We start from the raw sequence: 19983 nt of genomic DNA, 5'->3' as shown, positions 1-19983 counted from the left end.
GGATGATCAGCGTGAATGGGGACCCGTAGCCGTTCCGCGTTCGGTGGCCCGACGCCACGCGGGTAAAGGTCAAAAATCCTTGCAGAACTGGGCATTTGAGGTGCCGAGTCTAGCAAAGGCCGACGAGCCATGTCAAATGCAAACTGGCTCGTCCGTGATCGACCGGACCTCGTGGGGTGGATCGTATAACTTCACGGATATCAATGCAACTTAACAGAAGGCCCACGGCCTCCGAAAGAAGGCCTACCCCCAGCGGGAGCAGGTAGGCCATTGGCCCTAACAGGACGCCGCTTCGGGGATGCCATCCATGGGCGCCGAGTCCCGGCACGGCGCTTGACCCTCCAGGGGGGAATCCCTATAATGGCCGGAATTTCAGCAAATTCCCCAGGTTCACCCGACTGAACGGAGAGCGTCCGATCCTGAACCGCCCGGCTTCCCGGTCCTGGAGGCTCGCTGGACATGGCGAGGACCCTCGGCACCAAGCCACTGACGGTTGAAAGTCTCGACCGGCTGAAGCGGATCGTATCCGATCTCGCACGCGACCTCCATAAGCGCCTCCGACACTGTCAGTACCTCGACCTGCGCCTCGAGCTCTCGGAAATCAAATCGGCCCGCGCGGAAAACGGCGCCGGCAGGATCGCCCAGGACGAATGCCTGTTCGGGTTCGGTGTCCGCGTCCTGGCAGGCGCCACCCTGCCCGCGCCGGGCTACTATGGGCATCGCCTCGGCAACGCGGACATGCCGCGCCTGGCCGACCTGCTGCGGGCGGGCATCCGGCGCGCCTACGACCGCGCCATGGAAAACGCGAGGCAGAAGGAGGACGCCCGAAAGCGGTACCGTGGCCTCGGCGGGAGCCTCGCGGTGTTGCCGCTCGCGGCGATCGAGGTCCGGCAGGATACAGTCAAGGCCGAGTACGCCATCGACCCCCGCTCGGTCCCCCTCGCGGAGGTGGTCCGCGTCACCACCGACGCGAGCCGCGCCGTCCGAGCGCTCGGCTCCGCCGTCCGGTTCAACGCCGTGTCGTCCACCACCGGTCTCACCCGATCCCTCTTCGTGAGCTCGGAGGGAGCGGTCCTCGACCAATCGTTCGCCGCCACCCTGGGCTTCTGTTCCGTCGTCGTGGAGAACGACCGAGCTGAGGCGAGCCTGGCGGACGCCATCGGCCACCAGCGGGGCTGGGAGGTCGTCACCGAGGGTACGCGCAGTGAGACGATCCGGCACCTGGACCTCCTGACCTTCGCCACGAGCTTGGGGCGGGATTGTCTCAAGCTGGCGGATGCGCCCCCCCTCCGGGCCGGCGATAAAGAGGTCGTGGTCGTTACCGACCCGCACTTCAACGCGCTCACTGCCCACGAGATCATCGGGCATCCCACCGAGCTCGACCGGGCCCTGAAGATGGAAACGGCTTACGCGGGCCGCAGTTGGTTCCTTCGCTCGCTGCGGGACACCCAGGTCGGCAAGCGCGTCGCCTCCCCCCTCGTGACCGCCTACTCGGACCCCGGCCTGCCCGGCCTCGGCCACTACGCCTACGACGACGAGGGCACGCCGGCGCGGCGCGTCGTCCACATCGACCGGGGCGTGTTCACGGGCTTCATGAACAGCCGGCAGACCGCCGCGATCCTCGGGGCCGAGCCCAACGGCTCCTACAAGGCCACCGAGGCGGCCATGGTCCCCCTCATCCGCATGTCGAACACCGTCTTCGCCGCCGGCGCGGACGACCCCGAGCGGATCATCGGCGAGGTGGACCACGGCTACTACCTCGTCGGCCACCGCACGCCCTCCATCGCGGAATCGCGGGAGAACTTCAGCATCTCCGCCCAGAAGGTCTACGAGATCCGCAAGGGCCAGATCGGCCAGCTCTACCGGGGCGGCGGCCTGACCGCCGACACCAAGGACTACCTCATGAAGGTGGACGCGGTGGGGCGCGACTTCCGCCTGACCCCGATTCCCACCTGCGGCAAGGGCCAGCCGATGCAAACGAAGCGGGTCGGCAACGGCGCTCCGACGATGCGCAGCCGCGCCCGGCTCACCGGCCTATGACGACCCTGCTCGCCCTGAAGCAGTCGGTGCGGCAAGCGCTCCGCCTGATCGCCCGGACCAAGGACATCCGCGCGGCCGAGGTGTTCGCCTCCTGCACAAGGCAGTGGCTCTGCCGGCTCAACTACACCTCCGAGATTCCCTGTCACGGCGTGGAGGAGCCCAAGTCCGTCGAGTCGCTCGGGCTGAGCATCCGCGCGGTGTTCGCCGAGGGGACGGGGGCGGCGGCGCCGCTCGTCGGCTTCGGCGCCGAGTCTCGCGATCTCTCCGTGAACGGCATCAAGCGGGCGCTGGAGAAGGCCCGCCAGAACGCCGTGGCCGACCCCGACTTCGTCGCCCTCCCCCGCAAGCCGGCCGCGGCGGGCGGCGCTGCGCGCAAGCCCGCCCCCGGGCACGACCCCGCGCTCATGACCCTCAAGGACGAGGCCGTCGTGGCGAGTGGCTGGCGGCTCCTCACCGAGGCCCTGCGCGCCTTCGGCGAGCCGGCCGCACTGGCCGGGTTGTCCGGCCCGCGCGAGGGTCCCGCCTCGCTCGGCCTGCTCGTCGGCGGCGACCTCACGCTCGTCCAGCAACGGATCGCCGTCGGGTCCACCGAGTTTCGATCGATCGAAACCGACGAGTCCACGATGGTCGCCTCCTCCGTCACCGCCATGGTCGAGCGACACCAGGCCAAGGGCACCGGCTACTCGGCGACGACCCACCTGGCCAAGTTCAAGGGCGAGGCAGGGGCGGAGGCGGCTCGTCGGGCGCTGGCCGCGGTCGGCGGGCAGCGCCTCCCGAGCGGCCGCTACCCCGTGATCCTGGGCCCCCAGCCGGTCAGCGACCTGCTCGTGCACGTGCTGCTGCCGAGCCTGAAGGCCGACGCCTTCTCCTCTTGCCGCTCGACGTTCCTGGGTCAGATCGGCCGACCGGTCGCGCCGCGCGGGCTCTCGCTCTACGACGACGGAGCGCGGCGCGGCGCGGTCGGCAGCGCGCGCATCACCTGCGAGGGGCTCCCGACGGGACGGACCGACCTCATCCAGGACGGCGTCCTCCAAGCGGTCCTCTCCAACAGCTACGAGACGGAGCGCCTGCTCCGCGACCCCGCGGCGCGAGAAAAGCTGGGGCTCAGCCCCAGGGACCACCGCGAGGTGCTAACGCCGCGGAACGGGTTCCGGTTCGGGGCCGGGGGGCGTCGGCAGTTCGACGCCCTGCCCGCGATCGCGGCGACGAACCTCTTCCTGGAATGGTCGCCCCCCCTGTCCCGGCAGGAGCTCTTCCGCCTCGTGCCCGAGGGCGTGTACGTCGGCCGGATCTGGTACACCTATCCGACGAAGGGCCTGCGCGCCGGCGACTTCACCTGTACGATCATCGGGGATTCTTACCTCATCCGGGAGGGGCGCCTCGCGGCGCCGTTGCTGGGCAACGTGGTCCGGATCACCGGAAACATCCGGCAGGTGATCGAGCACATCCTGGGCGCCGGCGGAGAGGCGCGTCCCGTCATCCCCTGGGGCTCGGACGAGGTCGTCTACGCACCCGAGGTCGCCGTGCGGGAGCTCCACCTCACGGAGATTGCCCAATTCATGCAAACCGTGTAGAGTGGCCGCCATGTCGAGACGGGTCCTCATCCCCGGCGAAGAAGGGGCGCAGCAGTTCGTCGGCGGGGTGCACAACCGCCCGCCGGTCCCCGACGGCTCCCCCAAGGCCGAGTGTCCCAAGTTCATGAGTCACGGCCCCTGCGGCGGCGTCCGCAAGGGAGGGTTCTGCGAAGTCTATCCGGAGATGCCCTGTCCCTGGGTCACCCTCTATTTCCAGCTCGAGGCCGCCGGCCAGCTCGAGTGGATGAAGCAGGTGTGATGGGCCGTGAGGCGTGAGGCGAAAAAGCGAGCCACCAGGCTCGGGTATGCGGAGCGGCATGCGAAGAGCGGGGTGGCGGCGAGGCTGCCGGCGATCGAGACCTGGCCGAACCAGTACAAGGGCTACGAGGTCACGATCGAGATCCCGGAGTACACGGCCATCTGCCCCAAGACCGGGCTCCCCGACTTCGGGACGATCCGCCTCCGCTACATGCCGGACAAGGCCTGCCTGGAGCTCAAGTCTCTGAAGCTCTACATCCACGCCTACCGGAACCTGGGCATCTTCTATGAGAACGCCGTGAACCGCATCCTCCAGGACGTCGTCGCGGCCTGCCGGCCCGTCTGGGCCATGGTGACCGGCGAGTTCACCGCCCGCGGCGGCCTGCGCAGCACTATCGAAGCCAAGTACCCCTGAGCCTCTCCTCCCCGTCTTCGTGGCCACCTACGCGATCGGCGACATCCAGGGTTGCGACTCCGCCTTCGGCCGACTGTTGAGCCTGGTGGCCTTCGATCCCTCGCGGGACCGGCTCTGGCTCGTCGGCGACCTGGTGAACCGCGGGGCGGAATCCCTCGCCGTCCTCCGTCGGGTGATGGCGCTGGGCGACGCCGTCGTGACGGTCCTGGGCAACCACGAGCTGCATCTGCTGGCCGTCGGAGCCGGTCTGTTTCCCCCCCATCCCAAGGACACCTTCCACGACGTGCTGGCCGCGCCCGACCGGGAAGCCTTGCTCGTCTGGCTCCGGCATCGGCCCCTGCTCCATCGCGAGGGCGACCTCGTGCTGTTGCACGCGGGGCTCCTCCCCCAGTGGTCCGTGGGGGAAGCGGCCGAGCTGGCAAGGGAGGTCGAACAGGTCCTGCGGGGGAGCGGCTATCGGGATTTCCTGGGCCGACTGTACACGCCCTGGCTCCTCGGCAACCGGGCGCCGGCGCGCTGGGAGGAGGCTCTGGCCGGTCCGGTGCGCTGGAGCCTCGTCGTCAACGCCCTCACCAAGCTGCGCGTCTGCTCGGCCGACGGCGAGATGCGGCTGTCGTTCACGGGCCCGCCGGAGGAGGCGCCGCCCGGCTTCCTGCCCTGGTTCGACGTGCCGGGCCGCCAGAGCGCCGACGCCACCGTGATCTTCGGCCACTGGGCGGCGCTGGGCCTCCGGATCCGGGAGCGGGTGCTCGCGCTGGACAGCGGCTGCGTCTATGGGCGGAGCCTGACGGCGGTGCGGCTGGAGGATCGGCGGGTGTTTCAGGTGCCGCGCGACGCGGCCTGATGCTAATGATAGCTCTCCGAGTCGGTCGGATACTTCCCGCTCTCGACCTCTTCCCGGTACCGGCGCAGCGCCTGGATCGCGTCGGCCTTGAGGCGGGCGTAGGGCCGGACGAACTTGGGCGCGAAGTCGTCGAAGAGGCCGAGCAGATCGTAGAGCACCAGGACCTGCCCGTCGCAACGGGGACCAGCCCCGATCCCGATCGTCGGAATCGTCAGCGTCTCCGTGATCCGCCCGGCCAGCGCCGCGGGCATCACCTCCAGCACCACGGCGAAGGCTCCGGCGGCCTCCAAGGCCTTCGCATCATCGATCAGCGCCTCGGCCTGCACGGCCCCCTTCCCCTGCACCTTGTAGCCACCCATGCGGTGCACCGACTGCGGCAGCATGCCCAAGTGCCCCATGACCGGAATGCCGACGCTGGTCATCGCCGCGACGCGGTCGGCCATGACCGCCCCGCCCTCCAGCTTCACCGCGGCCGCGCCGGCCTTGAGCAGCCGGCCGGCGTTGCGGACCGCCTCCGCCACGCTGGCCTGATAGGAGAGGAAGGGCATGTCCGCGACGACCAGGGCGCGGGTCGCGGCCCGGGCCACCATGCGGGTATGGTAGAGCATCTCCCCCATCGTCACGGAGAGGGTGTCCTTCTTGCCCTGCACGACGACGCCGAGCGAATCGCCGACGAGGATCGTGTCGATCCCGGCCTGCTCCACGAGGCGCGCGAAGAGCGCGTCGTAGGCGGTCACGACGATGAGCTTCCGCCCCTCGCGCTTGGCCCGCTGAAACTCGGGGACCGTCATGGGCGTCACCCCAGGTCCGCCTTGCGGAGGATCTCCGGCAGGCGGTCGATCGCCTTGATGGCCATGAGGTGGACGCCGTCGCAGTAGGGCCGCACGGCCTTGATGGTCCGCACGGCGATCTCGACGCCCGCGTCCAGCGCATGCGCGTCCCCCGCCGCCCGCAGCTCGGCGATCATTTCCTCCGGCACGGCGATCCCGGGGATGTTCGCGTTCATGAACTCCGCCATCTTGGCCGAGCGCAGCAGCAGGATGCCGGCCAGCACCTTGACCTTGAAGGGCCGCACCGCCTGCATGAAAGCGGCGAACCGCTCGGGATGGTAGATGGCCTGGGTCTGGAAGAACCGCGCGCCGGCCTTGACCTTGACCTCGAACTTCACCAGCATCGGGCCGACCGGGTCGGCCTCGGGCGTGACGGCCCCGCCGATCATGAAGTCCGTCGCGCCGTCGAGCGTGTTGCCGGCCCAGTCGCGGCCCCGGTTGAGCCCCTGGACCGCTTGCATGATCTGCACCGAATCGAGGTCGTAGACGGGCTTGGCGTCTTTGTGGTCGCCGACCGTCGGGTAGTCGCCCGTCAGGCAGAGGACGTTCCGGATACCGAGCAGGTGCGCGCCCAGCAGGTCCGTCTGAATAGCGAGGCGGTTGCGGTCCCGACAGGTGATCTGCATGACGGGATCGTGCCCCATCTCGTAGAGCAGGCGGCAGACCGAGATCGAGCTCGCCCGCATCACCGCGGCGGTGTTGTCGGTGACGTTCACGCCGTGGACGCGCCCGACCAGCAGCTTGGCGTTGTCCAGCAGCGCGGTGATGTTGGTGCCCTTGGGCGGATTGTACTCGGCGGTGACGGCGAACTCGCCCCGCTCCAGCACGTCCCGCAGGCGGCGTCGATGGCTGTCCATGGGGATCGCGACCGACGGGCCGGGGCTAGGCGACGCCCGCCGCCCGCTTGGCCGACTCCAGGGTGTTGTCCAGCAGCATGGCGATGGTCATGGGGCCCACACCGCCCGGGACCGGCGAGATCCACCCGGCCCGCTCGCGCACGGGGCCGAAGTCTACGTCGCCGACGAAGGTACCGTCGTCGAGGCGGTTGACCCCGACGTCGATGACCACCGCGCCTTCCCGGACCATGTCGGCGGTGACGAACTTCGCGCGGCCGATGGCCACCACCAGGATCTCGGCCTCGCGGCAGACGCCGGGCAGGTCGCGGGTCTTGGAGTGGCAGACCGTCACCGTCGCGTTGCGGTGCATCAGCAGCAGCGCGGCCGGCTTGCCGACGATGTTGCTGCGGCCCACGACGACCGCCCGCTTGCCCTCGATCGCCACGCCCGTCGCCTCGATCATCTTGATCACACCCTTCGGCGTGCAGGGCGTGAACATGGCCATGCCCTCGACCAGCCGGCCCATGTTGTAGGGATGGAAGCCGTCCGCATCCTTGAGCGGGGACACGGCGTCCAGGATCACCTTGCTGTCGATCTGCTTGGGCAGGGGGAGCTGGACGAGGATGCCGTGGACCTTCGGGTCGGCGTTCACCTTCTCGATCAGGGCCAGCAGCTCCGCCTGGGTGGTGGACGCCGGCAGCTTGTGCTCGTCCACGTAGATGCCCGCCGCGTCGCAGGCCTTCTGCTTGTTCTTGACGTACAGTTTTGAAGCGGGATCGTCGCCGACGAGAATGGCGGCCAGGCCGGGTCGGACGCCCGTCCGGGCCACCAGGTCCGCCACGTCCTTGCCGATGCGGTCGCGGATGTCCTGCGCCAGCGCCTTGCCATCGATGAGTTGTGCCGCCACAGCCCCCTCCTCCGGATGAGAAGCCCGTCGAAGGCCCGCACCATAGCAGGGCCCCGGAAGGCCAGTCAAGCCAACCGCGGACTCGGCGGACCCGCGACGCAACGGTCCCCGGACGGTCAGAACGGTGGGCGGTCCTTGGTGAGCTTGTAGATGCGCCGCATGCAGTCCGGACAGACGCCGTGCGTGAACTGGGCGCCGGTCCTGGCCTTGAGGTAGACCTCCGGCTGGCGCCAGTCGCCGACCTCGTCGCGCATCTTCTTGCACGAGGCGCAGATCGGGATGAAGCCCCGGGCCGCCTCTCCCGACGCGGGCGGGGCGGGCGCGCCGAGCCCCGCCCGCGCGACAGCGGAGGCCCCGCTCGTCTCCTGCTCCTGGAAGACCATGGAGGAGCCCGGCCTTAAGACCCCGCTCATCGGTCAGGGAGACGGAGGTCACGGTCACGAGCCGGCGCCCCCTCAGACTCGACGACCGCATCGGGGCGGCTCCGGCACGGCTTTCGGCTTCCTTGACAGTCCTTCGAAGCCTCCGCTACGATGCCGGGAATGCGGGTGTCGCTCGTCTCGCTCCCCCGGCGCCTTCCTCCTCGTCCCCCGTCACCCCCCCAGGTCGCCGGGCCCATCCGGAGCCGACAGCCCCGGCTCGCGGTCTTCACGCGCCGCGCCGCGGCTCCGGTTTCGTCCCTGGCCTGCCTGGTCCTCCTGCTTCTGCCCCCGGCTCCGCCGGCCGAGGCGCTGCAGGTGACGGGGCTCCGCAATCCCCAAAGCTTCGTCACCGACCCGGCGACGGGCCAGTACTTCATCTCGAACACGAACGATGGCGCGGCGGGGAAGGCCGCCTCGGGCTTCATCACCAAGCTGGACCGTGACGGCAAGACGCTCGACCTGCACTTCATCAGGGGCGGGGCCGGCTCGACCGTCCTCCACGCACCGAAGGGGCTGGCCGTGGTCAAGGACGTGCTCTACGTCGCCGACCTCGACGTCCTGCGCGGCTTCGATACGAAGACGGGCCGCCCGGTCGCCGAGGTCCGGATCGGAGACGGCCGGACCGACTTGGCCGACGTGGCCTACGACGAAGGCCGCAACCTGCTGTACGTCTCGGACCCTGGCTCCAACACGGTCTTCCGTGTAGACCCCTCCCGGCAACACGCGGTGTCGGTGCTCGCCCGCGATCCCGCCCTGGCCGGTCCCCGCGGCCTCGCGGTAAACCCCAAGACCGGCCAGATCGTCGTCGTGAGCTGGGAGAAGGGCAAGATTCTCGAGTTGTCGCCGGAGGGTGCGATCACGGAACTTGCCGCCAACTCGTTCTTCTCGTCGCGGTTCCAGAACCTCGACGGTGTGGACTTCGACGGCTGGGGCACGCTCTATGTTTCGGACTACACCGCGGGCAAGGTGTGGCGGATGCGGTCGGACCGGCATTTCGACGTGATCGCGGAGTTTCTCCCGTCCCCCGCCGACATCGGCGTGGACCGCCGCAACCACCTGATCCTGGTCCCCTACCACGACGCACATGCGGCCGAGATGAACGGGCTGGAATCACCCACGAAATCCGGCAAGAAGCCGCGCAACCTCGCCGACTACGGCCTGCCGTCGCTGAAGGGGCCGGCGGACGGGAAGGACGACCGCCGATGAGCAAATGCGTCCATTGCGGCACCCGCAAGGGCAAGCGGCCCTGCCCGGCCTACCCGGCCGCCGGCGACGGCGGGCTCATCTGTCCCCCGTGCTGCGGCGAGCACCGGCTGGTCCGGATCGCCTGTCCGGCCGATTGCGTCTATCTGGAGTCCAACAACGACTACCAGCAGAAACGGCTCGGCGACCGCTTCGCCCAGCCGCGGCGGGACTTCTATCGGGAGCTCTTCGAGCTGGGGGGCGAGAAGGCGGCCGCGCTGTTCAACCTGATCGAAGTCGTCGCCTTCGGCTACTTTCAGGGACGGCGGGACGGACAGGACGCGGAGGTCGTCGCCGCCGTTGAGGCCCTCCGGCGGACGCTCAGCCCCCTGTACATCCCCTCGGCCCCGATGCCCGTCTTCGCCGAGCACCTCAAGAAGGAATACGAGGCCTTCACCAAGCAGGAGCCGCAGCAGGCCCTGGAAACCCAGACGGCGCCGGAGGTGCTGGACCGGACACTCAAGTTCATCACCGGCTTCTCCGGCGACGCCTTGCAGTCGCAGCGATTCCTGAACGCTCTGATCGGCTACATCCGGCTGCACCATCCGGACGTCGCCGCGCAGCTCGCCGCCCGATCGGTGCAGGGCCGCATCGTGCTGCCCGGCCAGATGATCCCGCCCTCAAGCCCGCCCCCACCGTCGGGCTGCGATCACCGCCACGGCCACGAGCCCGGCGACCACCCACACCACCGCCGCTGAGGCGGACGGACGGCTCCGCCGCGAGCTACTCGACGATCTCTACCTTCATCTCGATCCGGTCGAGCGGGTTGTCCTGCGCATCGCGCGGCTGCTGGACGATCTTATCCGCGACGCCGATCCCCTTGACCACCTCGCCGAATGCCGTGTACTTGCCATCCAGGAACCGCGAGTCTTCGACCACGATGAAGAACTGCGAGCCGGCGCTGTCGGGGTCCTGGGCCCGGGCCATGGAGACGATCCCGCGCTTGTGCGGGATGTCGTTGAACTCCGCCTTGATGGAATAGCCGGGCCCGCCCTGTCCGTACATCTCCTTCTTCTTGTAGTCCTTGGTGTTCGGGTCGCCACCCTGGATCATGAACCCGGGGATGACGCGGTGAAAGATCGTTCCGTCGTAGAACTTGGACTTGGCCAGCTTGACGAAATTCTCGACGTGCCTGGGCGCCTTCTCCGGAAAGAACCGGATCTCGATGTCCCCGAACTTCGTCTTGACGATCGCCCGCGTCTCCTTCTTGCCCGCCGCCGGCGCCTTGTCCGAGGCGGTCGCCGAGCCGCCGAGCCCGCCCACCGCCGCCGCTAGGACCGCCGCCGCCACCCCCATCGCCAGGTACCGCCCCGTCGCCTTCGCCATGATCTCCTCCTGCGCTAATCGTCCCCTGAGGCCAGGTCGATCCGCCGCAGCGCCTCCCTGGCCGCCATCTGTTCGGCTTCTTTCTTGGTGCGTCCCACCCCCAGACCCAGCACGTCCCGGCCCAGCCGGACCTGCACCTCGAACCGCTTCTGGTGGTCCGGACCGGACTCCCCCAACAACACGTACCGGGGGAGGCTGTCGAACCGCTTCTGACACCACTCCTGGATGCGCGTCTTGTAATCCTCCCCGACCGGAGGCCATTCGCCGCCGTCCCGCCGCTCCTGCGCCTGCAACTCCGGCTCGAAGGCCCGGAGGGTGAACGCGCGCGCGGCCTCCAGCCCGCCGTCCAGGTAGACGGCGGCGATCACCGCTTCCATCGCGTTCGCCAGCAGGGAACTCTTCTCGCGGCCCCCGGTCAGCTCTTCTCCCCGCCCCAGCCGCAGCAGACCGCCGAGGGCCAGCCGCCTGGCGGCCTGGGCCAGGCACGACTCGCTGACCAGGCGGGCCTTCAGCTTGGAGAGCTCGCCCTCGGTGGACTCCGGGAAAGCGCCCGCCAAGTGCTCGCTGACGATCAACGACAGCACGGCGTCGCCCAGAAATTCAAGCCGCTCATTGTGCCGGCAGCCGCGGTCCCGGCTCTCGTTGACGTGGGAGCGGTGGGTCAGGGCCTGGTCGAGGAGTCGGGGCTGCCGAAACCGATACCCGATCGCCGCCTGCGCCGCATCGAGAGGGGATCGCGCCATGGCTGACATCAGCCGGGCTGGGCCACCGGCACGGCGGTCAGGGTTCGGCCCGTTTGAAGACGAGGCAGGCGTTGACGCCTCCGAACCCGAAGGAGTTGGACAGGACGACCGCCGGCGACGCCTCGCGGGCGCGGTTGGGCACGTAGTCGAGGTCGCATTCGGGGTCGGGCCGCTCCTGGTTGATGGTCGGGGGGAGCACGCCGCGGTGGAGCGCCAGGACGCTGAACACCGCCTCCACGCCGCCCGCGGCGCCGAGCAGGTGGCCCGTCATGGACTTGGTGGAGCTCACCGGAATCCGGGCGGCCCGCTCGCCGAACACCCGCTTGATGGCCAGCGTTTCGATCTTGTCGGCGAAGGTGGACGTGGCGTGGGCGTTGATGTACCCCACCGACTCCTTGGCTACGCCCGCATCCGCCAGCGCCAGCTCCATGCAGCGCACCGCGCCCTCGCCGTCGTCCGGCGGGGCGGTGATGTGGTAGGCGTCGCTCGTCATCGCGTAGCCGGCGAGCTCGGCGTAGACCTTCGCGCCGCGCCGCCGCGCGGTCTCCAGCTCCTCGAGCACCAGCACGCCGGCGCCCTCGCCGAGCACGAAGCCGTCCCGGTCGAGGTCGAAGGGCCGGCTCGCCTTGGCCGGTTCGTCGTTCCGGCGGGAGAGGGCCCGCGCCGCCGCGAAGCCGGCCACCGCCAACGGGGTGATCGTGCTCTCGGTCCCGCCCGCCAGCATCACGTCGGCCTCGCCGTGCTGGATGATGCGCAGCGCGTCGCCGATGCAGTGGTTGCCCGTCGCACAGGCCGTCACGGCGCAGGAATTCGGCCCCTTCGCCCCCAGCCGGATCGCCACCTGTCCCGACGCCAGGTTGATGATCACCATCGGGATGAAGAAGGGGGACACGCGGTCGGGGCCCTTCTCCATGAGCACCTTGTGGTAATGCTCGATGCCGGGCAGCCCGCCGATGCCGGCGCCGATGTAGACCCCGACCCGATCCGCCGTCTCCGGCGTCACCTTCAACGCCGCGTCATCCACCGCCATCTGGCTCGCCGCCACGGCGTAGTGGATGAACGTATCCATCTTCTTGATCTCTTTCTTCTCGATGAACGCGGCGGGGTCGAAATCCTTGACCTCCCCCGCGATCTGGGAGGGATAGCCGGCGGGATCGAAGCGGGTGATCCGGGCGATGCCGGACTCGCCGGCGCAGAGCGCCTTCCAGGTCTTCTCCACGCCCGTCCCCAGGGGCGTGATCAACCCCAGACCGGTGACGACGACCCGTCGTGTCGCGCGCGCGCCCGTCATGCGCCGACTCAGATCTTCTCCTTGATGTAATCCATGGCCTTCCCGACGGTCAGGATCTTTTCGGCGTCCTCGTCGGGAATCTCGATGTCGAACTCTTCCTCGAAAGCCATGACCAGCTCCACCGTGTCGAGGGAGTCGGCGCCCAGGTCCTCGACGAAGGAGGCTTCGGGCACCACCTCGTCCTCGTCCACGCCGAGCTGCTCGGCGATGATCTTCTTGATGCGATCCTCTACCGCCATGGGCTTGCCCACCTCCTCTCCCATATCGGACCTCCCTTGCTCCGTTCAGAAATGGTACTGCGTCGCGTCGGTCGGCGGGTCGGCCGCTGTCAGGCCATGAGCATGCCGCCGTTGACGTGCAGGATGTGCCCCGTGATGTAGGCGGCCCGCTCGGACACGAGAAACCCCACCGCGTCGGCGATGTCGGCGGGCCGGCCGAGCCGGCCCAGTGGGATCTGCTTGAGGAGCGTCTCCTTCACGTCGGCCGGCAGGCCCTGCGTCATCGCGGTGTCGATGAACCCGGGCGCGACCGCGTTGACGGTGATGCCGCGGCTGGCGTACTCCCGCGCCACGGTCTTGGTGAACCCGATCACGGCCGCCTTGGACGCGGCGTAGTTCGCCTGACCCGCGTTGCCCATCGTCCCCACGATCGAGGCGATGTTGACGATGCGCCCGAACCGCTGCTTCGCCATCGGCTGGAGCACCGCCTTGGTGCAGTGGAACGTGCCGTTCAGGTTGACCTGCAGCACCAGGTTCCAGTCCTCTTCCTTCATCCGCACCAGCAGGCCGTCGCGGGTGATGCCCGCGTTGTTGACGAGGATGTCGACCTTGCCCCATTCCTTCACCACCTGGTCGACCATGGCCTTGACGTCGTCCCAGTCCGCGACGTTGACCTTCACGTTCAACGCACGCTGCCCCGTCGCGGCGATCGCCGCGACCGCTTCCTGGGAGCGACCGGGGTCCAGGTCGCAGACGGCGACGTCGGCCCCCTCGCGCGCGAGCGCTTCGGCGATGGCGCGCCCGATTCCCTGAGCCGCGCCCGTGACGATGGCGGTCTTTCCGTGCAGCGACATCGGCCTCTCTCGATTCGTGGTCGGGGTTCGCGACTGCCCTCGGCGACGGGCTCACGCCTCGCGCTTCGCGGTCAACGCCTCCCTCGCGGCCTCCAGCGAGGCCGGATCCTGGACGCTCAGCGTCGCCGCCTCCGGCAGAATCCGCTTGATCAAGCCGGACAGCACCGTGCCGGGCCCCACCTCGACGAAGGTGGTCACGCCCATCTGCGCCATCGTCCGGACCGACTCCTCCCACCGCACGGGCGAGGGGAGTTGGCGGACCAGCGACGGGCCGATCTCGGGCGCGAGCCGGATGGGTTTGGCGTCCGCGTTATTGACCACCGGGACCGAGGGGTCCTTCCACGCGATACGCGCCAGGTCCTCCGCGAGCCGATCCGCCGCTCCCCGCATCAGCGGGGTGTGCACCGGCACGCTCACGGGCAGCCGGACCGCCTTGCGCCCCCCCTTCGCCTTGGCAAGCTCCAGGGCCCGCTCCACCGCCGCCTTCTCCCCCGCGATGACGACCTGGCCCGGACAGTTGAAGTTGGCCGGGGCCACCACGCCGAGCGAGGAGGCTTCGCGGCAGGCCTCGGCGACGCCCGCGGCGTCGAGGCCCAGGACCGCCGCCACCAGCCCGCTGCCGGAGGGCACGGCCTCGGCCATGTACCGTCCGCGCTTCTGGACCAGCGCGACCGCGTCGGTGAAGCCCAGGGCGCCGGCGGCGACGAGCGCGCTGTACTCGCCGAGACTGTGCCCCGCCACCGCGACCGGCCTCAAGCCGAGGGGCTCGATCGCCCGGAACGCGGCGATGCTCGCGGTCAGGAGGGCAGGCTGCGTGTATTCCGTCAGGTTCAGCCGGTCGGCGGGCCCGTCGAAGCAGAGCGCGGCCACGTCATAGCCCAGGACCGCCGCCGCCCGTTCGTAGAGCGCCCGGATGTCGGGAGCGCCGTCGTAGAACGCCCGGCCCATCCCGACCGCCTGCGAACCCTGGCCGGGAAAGACCAGCCCGATTCCGGAGCCCATAGCGGCGTATGATATGGGAGAATCCGTTCCGAATGTCAACGGGAAAATCCTCCGATCCCCCTCAATCCACGATGAACTCGCCGCCGTCCACGCAGAGGACGTTGCCGGTCACCCACTGGGCCTTCGGATGACACAGCAGCCCGATCGCCTCCGCCACGTCTTTCGGCGTGGTGAGCCGCCCGGCCGGGTTCTTGTGCTGGGCCATCCGGATCATCTCGTCGGAGCCGGGGATCTTCCGCAGGGCGGGCGTGTCGGTCACGCCGGCCATGATCGCGTTGGCCGTGATCCCGAGGGGAGCCAATTCCAGCGTCAACTGGCGGATGTGGGATTCCAGCGCCGCCTTCGCCGCCGACACGGCTCCGTAGGTCTTCCAGACCCGCGCGCCGCCGGCGCTCGTCATCGCGAAGATGCGCCCGCCCCGCCCCATCAGCTCGCGCGCGACCAGGTCCTGCGTCCAGTACACGAGGCTGTGGGCCATCACGTCCAGCGTCATGTCCATGTGCGCCTTGGCGATCGCATCGGCCGGGTCCTTGGCGATGTAGGGCTTCAGCGTCCCGAAGGCGAGCGAATGGAGCAACACGCGCACGGTGCCCCGCTTCCCGCCCTGGCTCAGCTTCGCCTGGATGGCCCCGAGGATCTCCTTGCGCTTCTCCTCGTCCGCGGCGTTGGCGTTGAAGAACACCGCCTCGCGGCCCAGGGCCGTGATCTGGCCGACGATCCGCTCGACGTTCGGCAGCGTCGCCTTGCGATCGAGGTGGACGCCGAAGATGTGCATGCCCAGGGAGGCCAGCTCCAGGGCCGTCGCCTCGCCGAAACCGCTCGACGCGCCCAGGATCAGCGCCCACTCCCCGTCCAGGGGTCTCATGTCGGTTGCCATCATGCTCCTCTCGCTCCGGTCAAGGGATGAGTTGTGGGTGGGCCGTGGTGCGTGTTCGTTCCGCGACTACCCCTCACGACGCAATACTCTCTACTCGCTGATCACCATCTGATCACCGCCGAGGCCCACGTCAGCCCCGAGCCGAAGGCGCCGAGCATCACCAGGCCGCCGGCCCGGACCCGTCCGCTCCGGACCGCCTCGTCCAGCGCGAGAGGGATCGAGGCGGCGGAGGTGTTCCCGTACCGATCCATGTTCAGCACGACCTTCTCCATGGGGAGGCCCAGGCGCGCGGCCACCGCCTTGATGATCCGCACGTTCGCCTGGTGGGGCACGTAGAGGTCGAGGTCCGCCACGGAGAGGCCGTGGGCCGCGAGCGCCTCCCGCGCCGTCTCCTCCAGCGTTTTGACGGCCACCTTGAACGTCGCGTTGCCTTTCATCTTGATGTACTGCCGTCCCTCGGCGAGCACCTTCTCGCTCACCGGCAAGCGCGAACCCCCGCCCGGCACGCAGATCAGGTCCCAGAGGCTCCCGTCCGCGTGGAGGTGGGTGGAGAGGATGCCCCGCTCGTCCTCCGACGGGCTCACCACGACCGCGCCGGCTCCGTCCCCGAACAGGACGCAGGTGCTGCGGTCCGTCCAGTCGGTGATCGCCGACATCACCTCGGTGCCCACGACCAGCACCCGCCGGAGCCCCGTCTTGACGTAGGCCTCCGCCACCGACAGGGCGTAGACGAACCCGCAGCAGGCCGCGCCCAGGTCGCAGGCGGCGGCCCGCGCGGCGCCGAGCCGGTGCTGGATGAGGCAGGCGGTGGAAGGCAACGGGTGGTCGCCGGTGCAGGTCGCCGCCAGGACGAGATCCAGCTCGCTCGGCGCCACGCCGGCGGCCTCGAGCGCGCGCTCGGCGGCACGGAGGCCCAGGTCCGAGGCGGCCTCCCCCGGCGCGGCGATCCGGCGCTCCCGGATGCCGGTCCGCTCCACGATCCACTCGTCGGAGGTGGCGACCATCCGCTCGAGGTCGGCGTTGGTCAGGACCCGCTCCGGCACGTACGAACCGGTCCCGGTGATGCGGGCTCTCATGACGCAGGCTCGTCCTTCCCCGACCTCCCCGGCGACGCGAGGCTCTCCTCGATGTCCCGCCCGATGAGCTCGTTCACGCGGCTGGCGGCCAGCCCCTTCGCCCGACGGATCGCGTTCTTGATCGCCTTGGCGGACGACCGGCCGTGGCAGATGATCGAGATGCCGTTGACGCCCAGGAGCGGCGCGCCGCCGAACTCCGCGTAGTCCATCCGGCGGCGGAGGCGCAGGAGCGGCGAGGCGACGAGCGGGTAGGCCAGCCGCCCGAGCCACGAGCCCGCGATCTCCCGCATCAGCAGCTTCTTGATCGTGTCGGCGAGCCCCTCCGAGATTTTCAGCGCCACGTTGCCGATGAAACCGTCGCAGACGATGACGTCGGCCGTGCCGCTGTAGACGTCCCGCCCCTCCACGTTGCCGATGAAATTGATGGGGCTGGCCTTGAGCAGCTTGAAGGCCTCCTTGGTGACCTCGTTGCCCTTCGTGTCCTCCTCGCCGATGCTCAGCAGCCCCACGCGCGGGTTCGGCTTGCCCAGGATCTGTTTCCCGTACTCATGCCCCATCAGCCCGAACTGGTGGAGGTGCTGGGCGGTGCAGTCCACGTTCGCGCCCACGTCCAGCATGATCGCCTCGCCGGTCAGCGTGGGGAGCGAGGTCGCGATGGCGGGCCGCTCGACGCCCTTGATGACCCCGAACACGAAGAAGGCCGCTACCATGGTCGCGCCCGTGTTGCCGGCGCTGACCACGGCGCCGGCCTCGCCGCTCTTGACCAGCTCGGTGGCGACCCAGATGGAGGAATCGCGCTTCTTGCGGGCAACCTGCGCGGGGGACTCGTGCATCGCGACGGTCTGGGGGGCGTGCCGGACCTCGACGCGGCCGGCCGCGTCGCCGGTCCGGCGGAGCTGCTCCCGGAGCTGTACCTCGTCCCCGACGAGCAGGATGCCGACGTCCAAGGTCCCGGCCGCGTCGACGGCGCCTTCCACGACGGGGGCCGGCCCATGGTCCCCGCCCATCGCATCAACCGCGATTCTCATGGGATGCTGTGCCCGCCCCCTGGGCCCCGCGTCCACCGCGCGCCGGCGGGGCTCAGGCTTCTTCGACGGCGATCACGGGGACACCCTTGTAGGTGCCGCAGTTCAGGCAGGTGTAGTGCGGGGGCTTCGGTTCGTGGCATTGCGGACAGACCGACAGCGACGGCGTCCGCAGCTTCTTGTGCGTGCGCCGCTTGTCGCGCCGGGCCCTCGACAGTTTGTGTTTTGGATTCGGCATGGTCGTTCCTCGTTCAGCGTCTCAGCTTGTCCCGGAGTTCCCGCAACACGGCGAAGGGATTGTCGCCGCGCGCCTCCGGGCAGCCGCAGCGTCGCTCGTTCAGGTCCTGGCCGCAGGTCGGGCACAGCCCGAGGCATGCCGCGGCGCAGAGGGGCTGCATCGGCGTCGCCAGGATGATCTGCTCCCGCAGCATCCCGCCCAGCTCGACCCGCTCGCCGGAGAACTCGTACACATCCTCCGGCTGGGCGTCGGCCGCCTCCGACTGGGCCTCGACTTCGCCGGAAGGGTCCCGCGACGCCGAGGCGCCCGCGCCGCGGCCGTTGCGCTTCTGGGGCTCGGCCTTCCGCTCGAACTGCACGGCGAAGGGCAGGACGACGTCGTCCTCGAAATCCTTGAGGCAGCGCACGCACTGCCGGACGAAGGGACCGGCGAGGGCCCCGGTGACGTGACAGCCCCGTTCGAGGGGCTCGACCTCGATCTCCAGCGTCAGAAGGCCGGCGACGCGCCCGTCCTCCGGCTCCAGCGCGAGATCCTCCGCGCCGACCTCGCAGGAGAGACGCAGGCCGTCCTCGGGAATCTCACTGATCAGGAAGCTCGGCAGCGCCATGATCCCGCTCGCGCGCCCGCCGGGGCTGCTGTGTGTATACACGCGCGCCGTCGCGATGTCAAACCGCCGCCCACCCTCGATGAGGAGGGGCCCGCTCACCGCTCTTCGGCGAACGCCAGCATCGCGATCGTGCGGGCGCGCTTGATCGCGACCGTCAGCTCCCGCTGGTGCCGCAGGCAGTTCCCCGAGATCCGGCGGGGCACGATCCGGCCCCGCTCCGTCAGGAAATTGCGGAGCAGTCCCACGTCCTTGAAATCGATGGGCATCTTCTCGTGACAGAACCGGCAGACCCGCCGCCGTTGAAAAAACCGACCCCGCTCCACCCTCCGCCTCCCTCGTTACGGCATCTCATCCACGTCGTAGCCGGGCTCCTCGGCCGGCCCCGCCTCCCCGCCCGCCTCGCTCCGCTTGGGCAGGAAGGTGATGGTCTGGGCCACGACTTCGTGCTTGCTCCGCTTCTGGCCGTCCTCGGTCTCCCACCGGCGCTGCTGCAGCCGGCCGTCCACGATCACGCCGGAGCCCTTGCTGAGGTACTGCCCGCAGTGTTCGGCCTGCTTGCCGAACACGACGATATCCACGAAGCAGACCTCCTCCTTGAGCTCGTCCCCCTGCCGGTACTTGCGGTTCACCGCGAGCCCGAAGCTGGACACCGGGGTGCCGCTGGGCGTGTACCGGAGCTCCGGGTTCTTCGTCAGGTTCCCGATCAGGATGACCTTATTGAACCCGGCCACGGTCGGGCTCCTTTGCCTCGACGCCCGGCTTCACCGGCGCCGGCTGCTCCAGCCGAACCGTCAGGAACTTGATGATGGCATCCTCGAGACGGTAGGCATGCTCCAGCTCGCTGACCGTGGAGCCGCCCGCGTCGAAATTGAGGTAGACGTAGGTGCCCTTGCGCTCCCGCTTGACCTCGTAGGCGAGCTTCTTCTTGCCCCAGGTCTCGGCCTTGACCAGGGTGCCGCCGTGTTTCTCGACGGCGCCCTTCATCTTCTCGATGAGCTTCTGCGTGTCTTCGTCGGGGAGCGACGGGCGGATGATGAAGATGGACTCGTAGAGCGACATGCGGCACTCACCTCCTCGTGGACTCGTTGCGCGCGGCGCAACAGCGGCCCCGGAGCCGGGTCCGGAGCAAGGCGGGCGAACCCGCGGACGGCGGACGCTACCACAGCCGAAAAGAGGTTGTCAAATGCAAGGGGACTCGGTCCATCACCGTTCCTGATCTTGTACCGGCGCCAATTGGCGTCGACGGAAGCCGGGAGACAGGGGTACGGTTTGTCTCGCTTGAGCACATGGGGCGTAATAAAAAACGGCTCTTCAGGCTTTCGTGTGGGTCGGATAGAGATCCAGTCCTCCACAATGGA

General features: G+C 69.2%; 25 protein-coding genes. 7 read left to right on the top strand and 18 right to left on the bottom strand.

The window, feature by feature from the left end:
• The first annotated feature begins 459 nt into the window (after positions 1-459).
• The 5 genes from AC1U7O_RS07960 to AC1U7O_RS07940 are packed head-to-tail and all read left to right on the top strand — an operon-like array spanning position 460 to position 5131.
• Positions 460-2040, top strand: a complete 1581-nt coding sequence (locus AC1U7O_RS07960; RefSeq protein ID WP_479894186.1) for a TldD/PmbA family protein — start codon at positions 460-462, stop codon at positions 2038-2040.
• Entirely contained in the window at positions 2037-3614 is a 1578-nt protein-coding gene (locus AC1U7O_RS07955) for a TldD/PmbA family protein (RefSeq protein WP_479894185.1), read from the top strand. The genes AC1U7O_RS07960 and AC1U7O_RS07955 overlap by 4 nt, the downstream gene beginning before the upstream one ends.
• Before the next feature lie 10 nt (positions 3615-3624).
• Positions 3625-3873, top strand: a complete 249-nt coding sequence (locus tag AC1U7O_RS07950; RefSeq protein ID WP_479894184.1) for a methylenetetrahydrofolate reductase C-terminal domain-containing protein — start codon at positions 3625-3627, stop codon at positions 3871-3873.
• A 6-nt stretch (positions 3874-3879) separates the two neighbouring features.
• Positions 3880-4287 (top strand): preQ(1) synthase, encoded by a 408-nt coding sequence (queF, locus tag AC1U7O_RS07945; protein WP_479894183.1) that lies wholly within the window; start codon positions 3880-3882, stop codon positions 4285-4287.
• Positions 4288-4306: 19 nt separating this feature from the next.
• The gene (locus tag AC1U7O_RS07940) at positions 4307-5131 is read left to right on the top strand and encodes a symmetrical bis(5'-nucleosyl)-tetraphosphatase (protein WP_479894182.1); all 825 of its coding nucleotides are present in this window, start codon (positions 4307-4309) and stop codon (positions 5129-5131) included.
• A 2-nt stretch (positions 5132-5133) separates the two neighbouring features.
• Here AC1U7O_RS07940 and panB read toward each other — a convergent pair whose 3' ends face one another.
• From panB to AC1U7O_RS07920, 4 genes are all read right to left on the bottom strand, one after another.
• Entirely contained in the window at positions 5134-5922 is a 789-nt protein-coding gene (gene panB, locus AC1U7O_RS07935) for a 3-methyl-2-oxobutanoate hydroxymethyltransferase (protein ID WP_479894209.1), read from the bottom strand.
• Positions 5923-5927: 5 nt separating this feature from the next.
• On the bottom strand, positions 5928-6818 hold the full coding sequence (locus AC1U7O_RS07930; RefSeq protein WP_479894181.1) for a methylenetetrahydrofolate reductase: 891 nt from the start codon (positions 6816-6818) through the stop codon (positions 5928-5930).
• Positions 6819-6843: 25 nt separating this feature from the next.
• Positions 6844-7704: a bifunctional methylenetetrahydrofolate dehydrogenase/methenyltetrahydrofolate cyclohydrolase FolD gene (folD, locus tag AC1U7O_RS07925; protein ID WP_479894180.1), complete on the bottom strand. Its 861-nt coding sequence runs from the start codon at positions 7702-7704 to the stop codon at positions 6844-6846.
• Positions 7705-7820: 116 nt separating this feature from the next.
• Entirely contained in the window at positions 7821-8117 is a 297-nt protein-coding gene (locus tag AC1U7O_RS07920) for a hypothetical protein (RefSeq protein WP_479894179.1), read from the bottom strand.
• Positions 8118-8246: 129 nt separating this feature from the next.
• Here AC1U7O_RS07920 and AC1U7O_RS07915 point away from each other — a divergent pair, with 129 nt between their 5' ends.
• Positions 8247-9332, top strand: coding sequence for an NHL repeat-containing protein (locus AC1U7O_RS07915; protein WP_479894178.1), 1086 nt, complete (start codon positions 8247-8249; stop codon positions 9330-9332).
• A complete protein-coding gene (locus AC1U7O_RS07910) occupies positions 9329-10066 on the top strand; it encodes a hypothetical protein (protein WP_479894177.1) in 738 nt (245 codons plus the stop codon). The genes AC1U7O_RS07915 and AC1U7O_RS07910 overlap by 4 nt, the downstream gene beginning before the upstream one ends.
• A 25-nt stretch (positions 10067-10091) precedes the next feature.
• Here AC1U7O_RS07910 and AC1U7O_RS07905 read toward each other — a convergent pair whose 3' ends face one another.
• The 14 genes from AC1U7O_RS07905 to rpsF all read right to left on the bottom strand — a co-directional run bounded on the left by AC1U7O_RS07905 (position 10092) and on the right by rpsF (position 19684).
• Positions 10092-10694 (bottom strand): peptidylprolyl isomerase, encoded by a 603-nt coding sequence (locus tag AC1U7O_RS07905; RefSeq protein WP_479894176.1) that lies wholly within the window; start codon positions 10692-10694, stop codon positions 10092-10094.
• 14 nt (positions 10695-10708) lie between these two features.
• Positions 10709-11437: a ribonuclease III gene (rnc, locus tag AC1U7O_RS07900; RefSeq protein WP_479894175.1), complete on the bottom strand. Its 729-nt coding sequence runs from the start codon at positions 11435-11437 to the stop codon at positions 10709-10711.
• A 37-nt stretch (positions 11438-11474) separates the two neighbouring features.
• Positions 11475-12728 carry a beta-ketoacyl-ACP synthase II gene (gene fabF, locus AC1U7O_RS07895; RefSeq protein ID WP_479894174.1) on the bottom strand — a complete coding sequence of 418 codons (1254 nt, stop codon included), beginning with the start codon at positions 12726-12728 and terminating at the stop codon, positions 11475-11477.
• Positions 12729-12736: 8 nt separating this feature from the next.
• Positions 12737-12967: an acyl carrier protein gene (gene acpP / locus AC1U7O_RS07890; protein ID WP_479894208.1), complete on the bottom strand. Its 231-nt coding sequence runs from the start codon at positions 12965-12967 to the stop codon at positions 12737-12739.
• An 89-nt stretch (positions 12968-13056) separates the two neighbouring features.
• Positions 13057-13800, bottom strand: a complete 744-nt coding sequence (fabG, locus tag AC1U7O_RS07885) for a 3-oxoacyl-[acyl-carrier-protein] reductase (RefSeq protein WP_479894173.1) — start codon at positions 13798-13800, stop codon at positions 13057-13059.
• A 51-nt stretch (positions 13801-13851) separates the two neighbouring features.
• Complete coding sequence (gene fabD, locus AC1U7O_RS07880; protein WP_479894172.1) at positions 13852-14802, bottom strand: ACP S-malonyltransferase; 951 nt, start codon at positions 14800-14802, stop codon at positions 13852-13854.
• A 61-nt stretch (positions 14803-14863) separates the two neighbouring features.
• Positions 14864-15667, bottom strand: a complete 804-nt coding sequence (locus AC1U7O_RS07875) for an enoyl-ACP reductase FabI (protein WP_479894171.1) — start codon at positions 15665-15667, stop codon at positions 14864-14866.
• A gap of 113 nt (positions 15668-15780) precedes the next feature.
• On the bottom strand, positions 15781-16755 hold the full coding sequence (locus tag AC1U7O_RS07870; protein WP_479894170.1) for a beta-ketoacyl-ACP synthase III: 975 nt from the start codon (positions 16753-16755) through the stop codon (positions 15781-15783).
• Entirely contained in the window at positions 16752-17783 is a 1032-nt protein-coding gene (plsX, locus tag AC1U7O_RS07865) for a phosphate acyltransferase PlsX (protein ID WP_479894169.1), read from the bottom strand. Before plsX ends, AC1U7O_RS07870 begins: the two co-directional genes overlap by 4 nt.
• A gap of 52 nt (positions 17784-17835) precedes the next feature.
• Positions 17836-18018 (bottom strand): 50S ribosomal protein L32, encoded by a 183-nt coding sequence (gene rpmF, locus AC1U7O_RS07860; protein ID WP_479894168.1) that lies wholly within the window; start codon positions 18016-18018, stop codon positions 17836-17838.
• A 13-nt stretch (positions 18019-18031) separates the two neighbouring features.
• Positions 18032-18625: a YceD family protein gene (locus AC1U7O_RS07855; protein ID WP_479894167.1), complete on the bottom strand. Its 594-nt coding sequence runs from the start codon at positions 18623-18625 to the stop codon at positions 18032-18034.
• 95 nt (positions 18626-18720) lie between these two features.
• Positions 18721-18948 (bottom strand): 30S ribosomal protein S18, encoded by a 228-nt coding sequence (rpsR, locus tag AC1U7O_RS07850; protein ID WP_479894166.1) that lies wholly within the window; start codon positions 18946-18948, stop codon positions 18721-18723.
• A 15-nt stretch (positions 18949-18963) separates the two neighbouring features.
• Positions 18964-19356: a single-stranded DNA-binding protein gene (locus AC1U7O_RS07845; protein ID WP_479894165.1), complete on the bottom strand. Its 393-nt coding sequence runs from the start codon at positions 19354-19356 to the stop codon at positions 18964-18966.
• Positions 19340-19684 carry a 30S ribosomal protein S6 gene (rpsF, locus tag AC1U7O_RS07840; RefSeq protein WP_479894164.1) on the bottom strand — a complete coding sequence of 115 codons (345 nt, stop codon included), beginning with the start codon at positions 19682-19684 and terminating at the stop codon, positions 19340-19342. The genes AC1U7O_RS07845 and rpsF overlap by 17 nt, the downstream gene beginning before the upstream one ends.
• Positions 19685-19983: the final 299 nt, after the last annotated feature.

The organism is Candidatus Nitrospira neuquenensis (genome assembly GCF_979578155.1).
This window is presented reverse-complemented; position numbering and strand designations above follow the sequence as displayed.

Coding starts and splice junctions, on each gene's coding strand:
- AC1U7O_RS07960 (WP_479894186.1), top strand. CDS start 460: ATGGCGAGGACCCTCGGCACCAAGCCACTGACGGTTGAAAGTCTCGAC.
- AC1U7O_RS07955 (WP_479894185.1), top strand. CDS start 2,037: ATGACGACCCTGCTCGCCCTGAAGCAGTCGGTGCGGCAAGCGCTCCGC.
- AC1U7O_RS07950 (WP_479894184.1), top strand. CDS start 3,625: ATGTCGAGACGGGTCCTCATCCCCGGCGAAGAAGGGGCGCAGCAGTTC.
- panB (WP_479894209.1), bottom strand. CDS start 5,922: ATGACGGTCCCCGAGTTTCAGCGGGCCAAGCGCGAGGGGCGGAAGCTC.
- AC1U7O_RS07930 (WP_479894181.1), bottom strand. CDS start 6,818: ATGGACAGCCATCGACGCCGCCTGCGGGACGTGCTGGAGCGGGGCGAG.
- AC1U7O_RS07920 (WP_479894179.1), bottom strand. CDS start 8,117: ATGAGCGGGGTCTTAAGGCCGGGCTCCTCCATGGTCTTCCAGGAGCAG.
- AC1U7O_RS07915 (WP_479894178.1), top strand. CDS start 8,247: ATGCGGGTGTCGCTCGTCTCGCTCCCCCGGCGCCTTCCTCCTCGTCCC.
- AC1U7O_RS07910 (WP_479894177.1), top strand. CDS start 9,329: ATGAGCAAATGCGTCCATTGCGGCACCCGCAAGGGCAAGCGGCCCTGC.
- AC1U7O_RS07905 (WP_479894176.1), bottom strand. CDS start 10,694: ATGGCGAAGGCGACGGGGCGGTACCTGGCGATGGGGGTGGCGGCGGCG.
- rnc (WP_479894175.1), bottom strand. CDS start 11,437: ATGGCGCGATCCCCTCTCGATGCGGCGCAGGCGGCGATCGGGTATCGG.
- fabF (WP_479894174.1), bottom strand. CDS start 12,728: ATGACGGGCGCGCGCGCGACACGACGGGTCGTCGTCACCGGTCTGGGG.
- acpP (WP_479894208.1), bottom strand. CDS start 12,967: ATGGCGGTAGAGGATCGCATCAAGAAGATCATCGCCGAGCAGCTCGGC.
- fabG (WP_479894173.1), bottom strand. CDS start 13,800: ATGTCGCTGCACGGAAAGACCGCCATCGTCACGGGCGCGGCTCAGGGA.
- fabD (WP_479894172.1), bottom strand. CDS start 14,802: ATGGGCTCCGGAATCGGGCTGGTCTTTCCCGGCCAGGGTTCGCAGGCG.
- AC1U7O_RS07875 (WP_479894171.1), bottom strand. CDS start 15,667: ATGAGACCCCTGGACGGGGAGTGGGCGCTGATCCTGGGCGCGTCGAGC.
- AC1U7O_RS07870 (WP_479894170.1), bottom strand. CDS start 16,755: ATGAGAGCCCGCATCACCGGGACCGGTTCGTACGTGCCGGAGCGGGTC.
- plsX (WP_479894169.1), bottom strand. CDS start 17,783: ATGAGAATCGCGGTTGATGCGATGGGCGGGGACCATGGGCCGGCCCCC.
- rpmF (WP_479894168.1), bottom strand. CDS start 18,018: ATGCCGAATCCAAAACACAAACTGTCGAGGGCCCGGCGCGACAAGCGG.
- AC1U7O_RS07855 (WP_479894167.1), bottom strand. CDS start 18,625: ATGGCGCTGCCGAGCTTCCTGATCAGTGAGATTCCCGAGGACGGCCTG.
- rpsF (WP_479894164.1), bottom strand. CDS start 19,684: ATGTCGCTCTACGAGTCCATCTTCATCATCCGCCCGTCGCTCCCCGAC.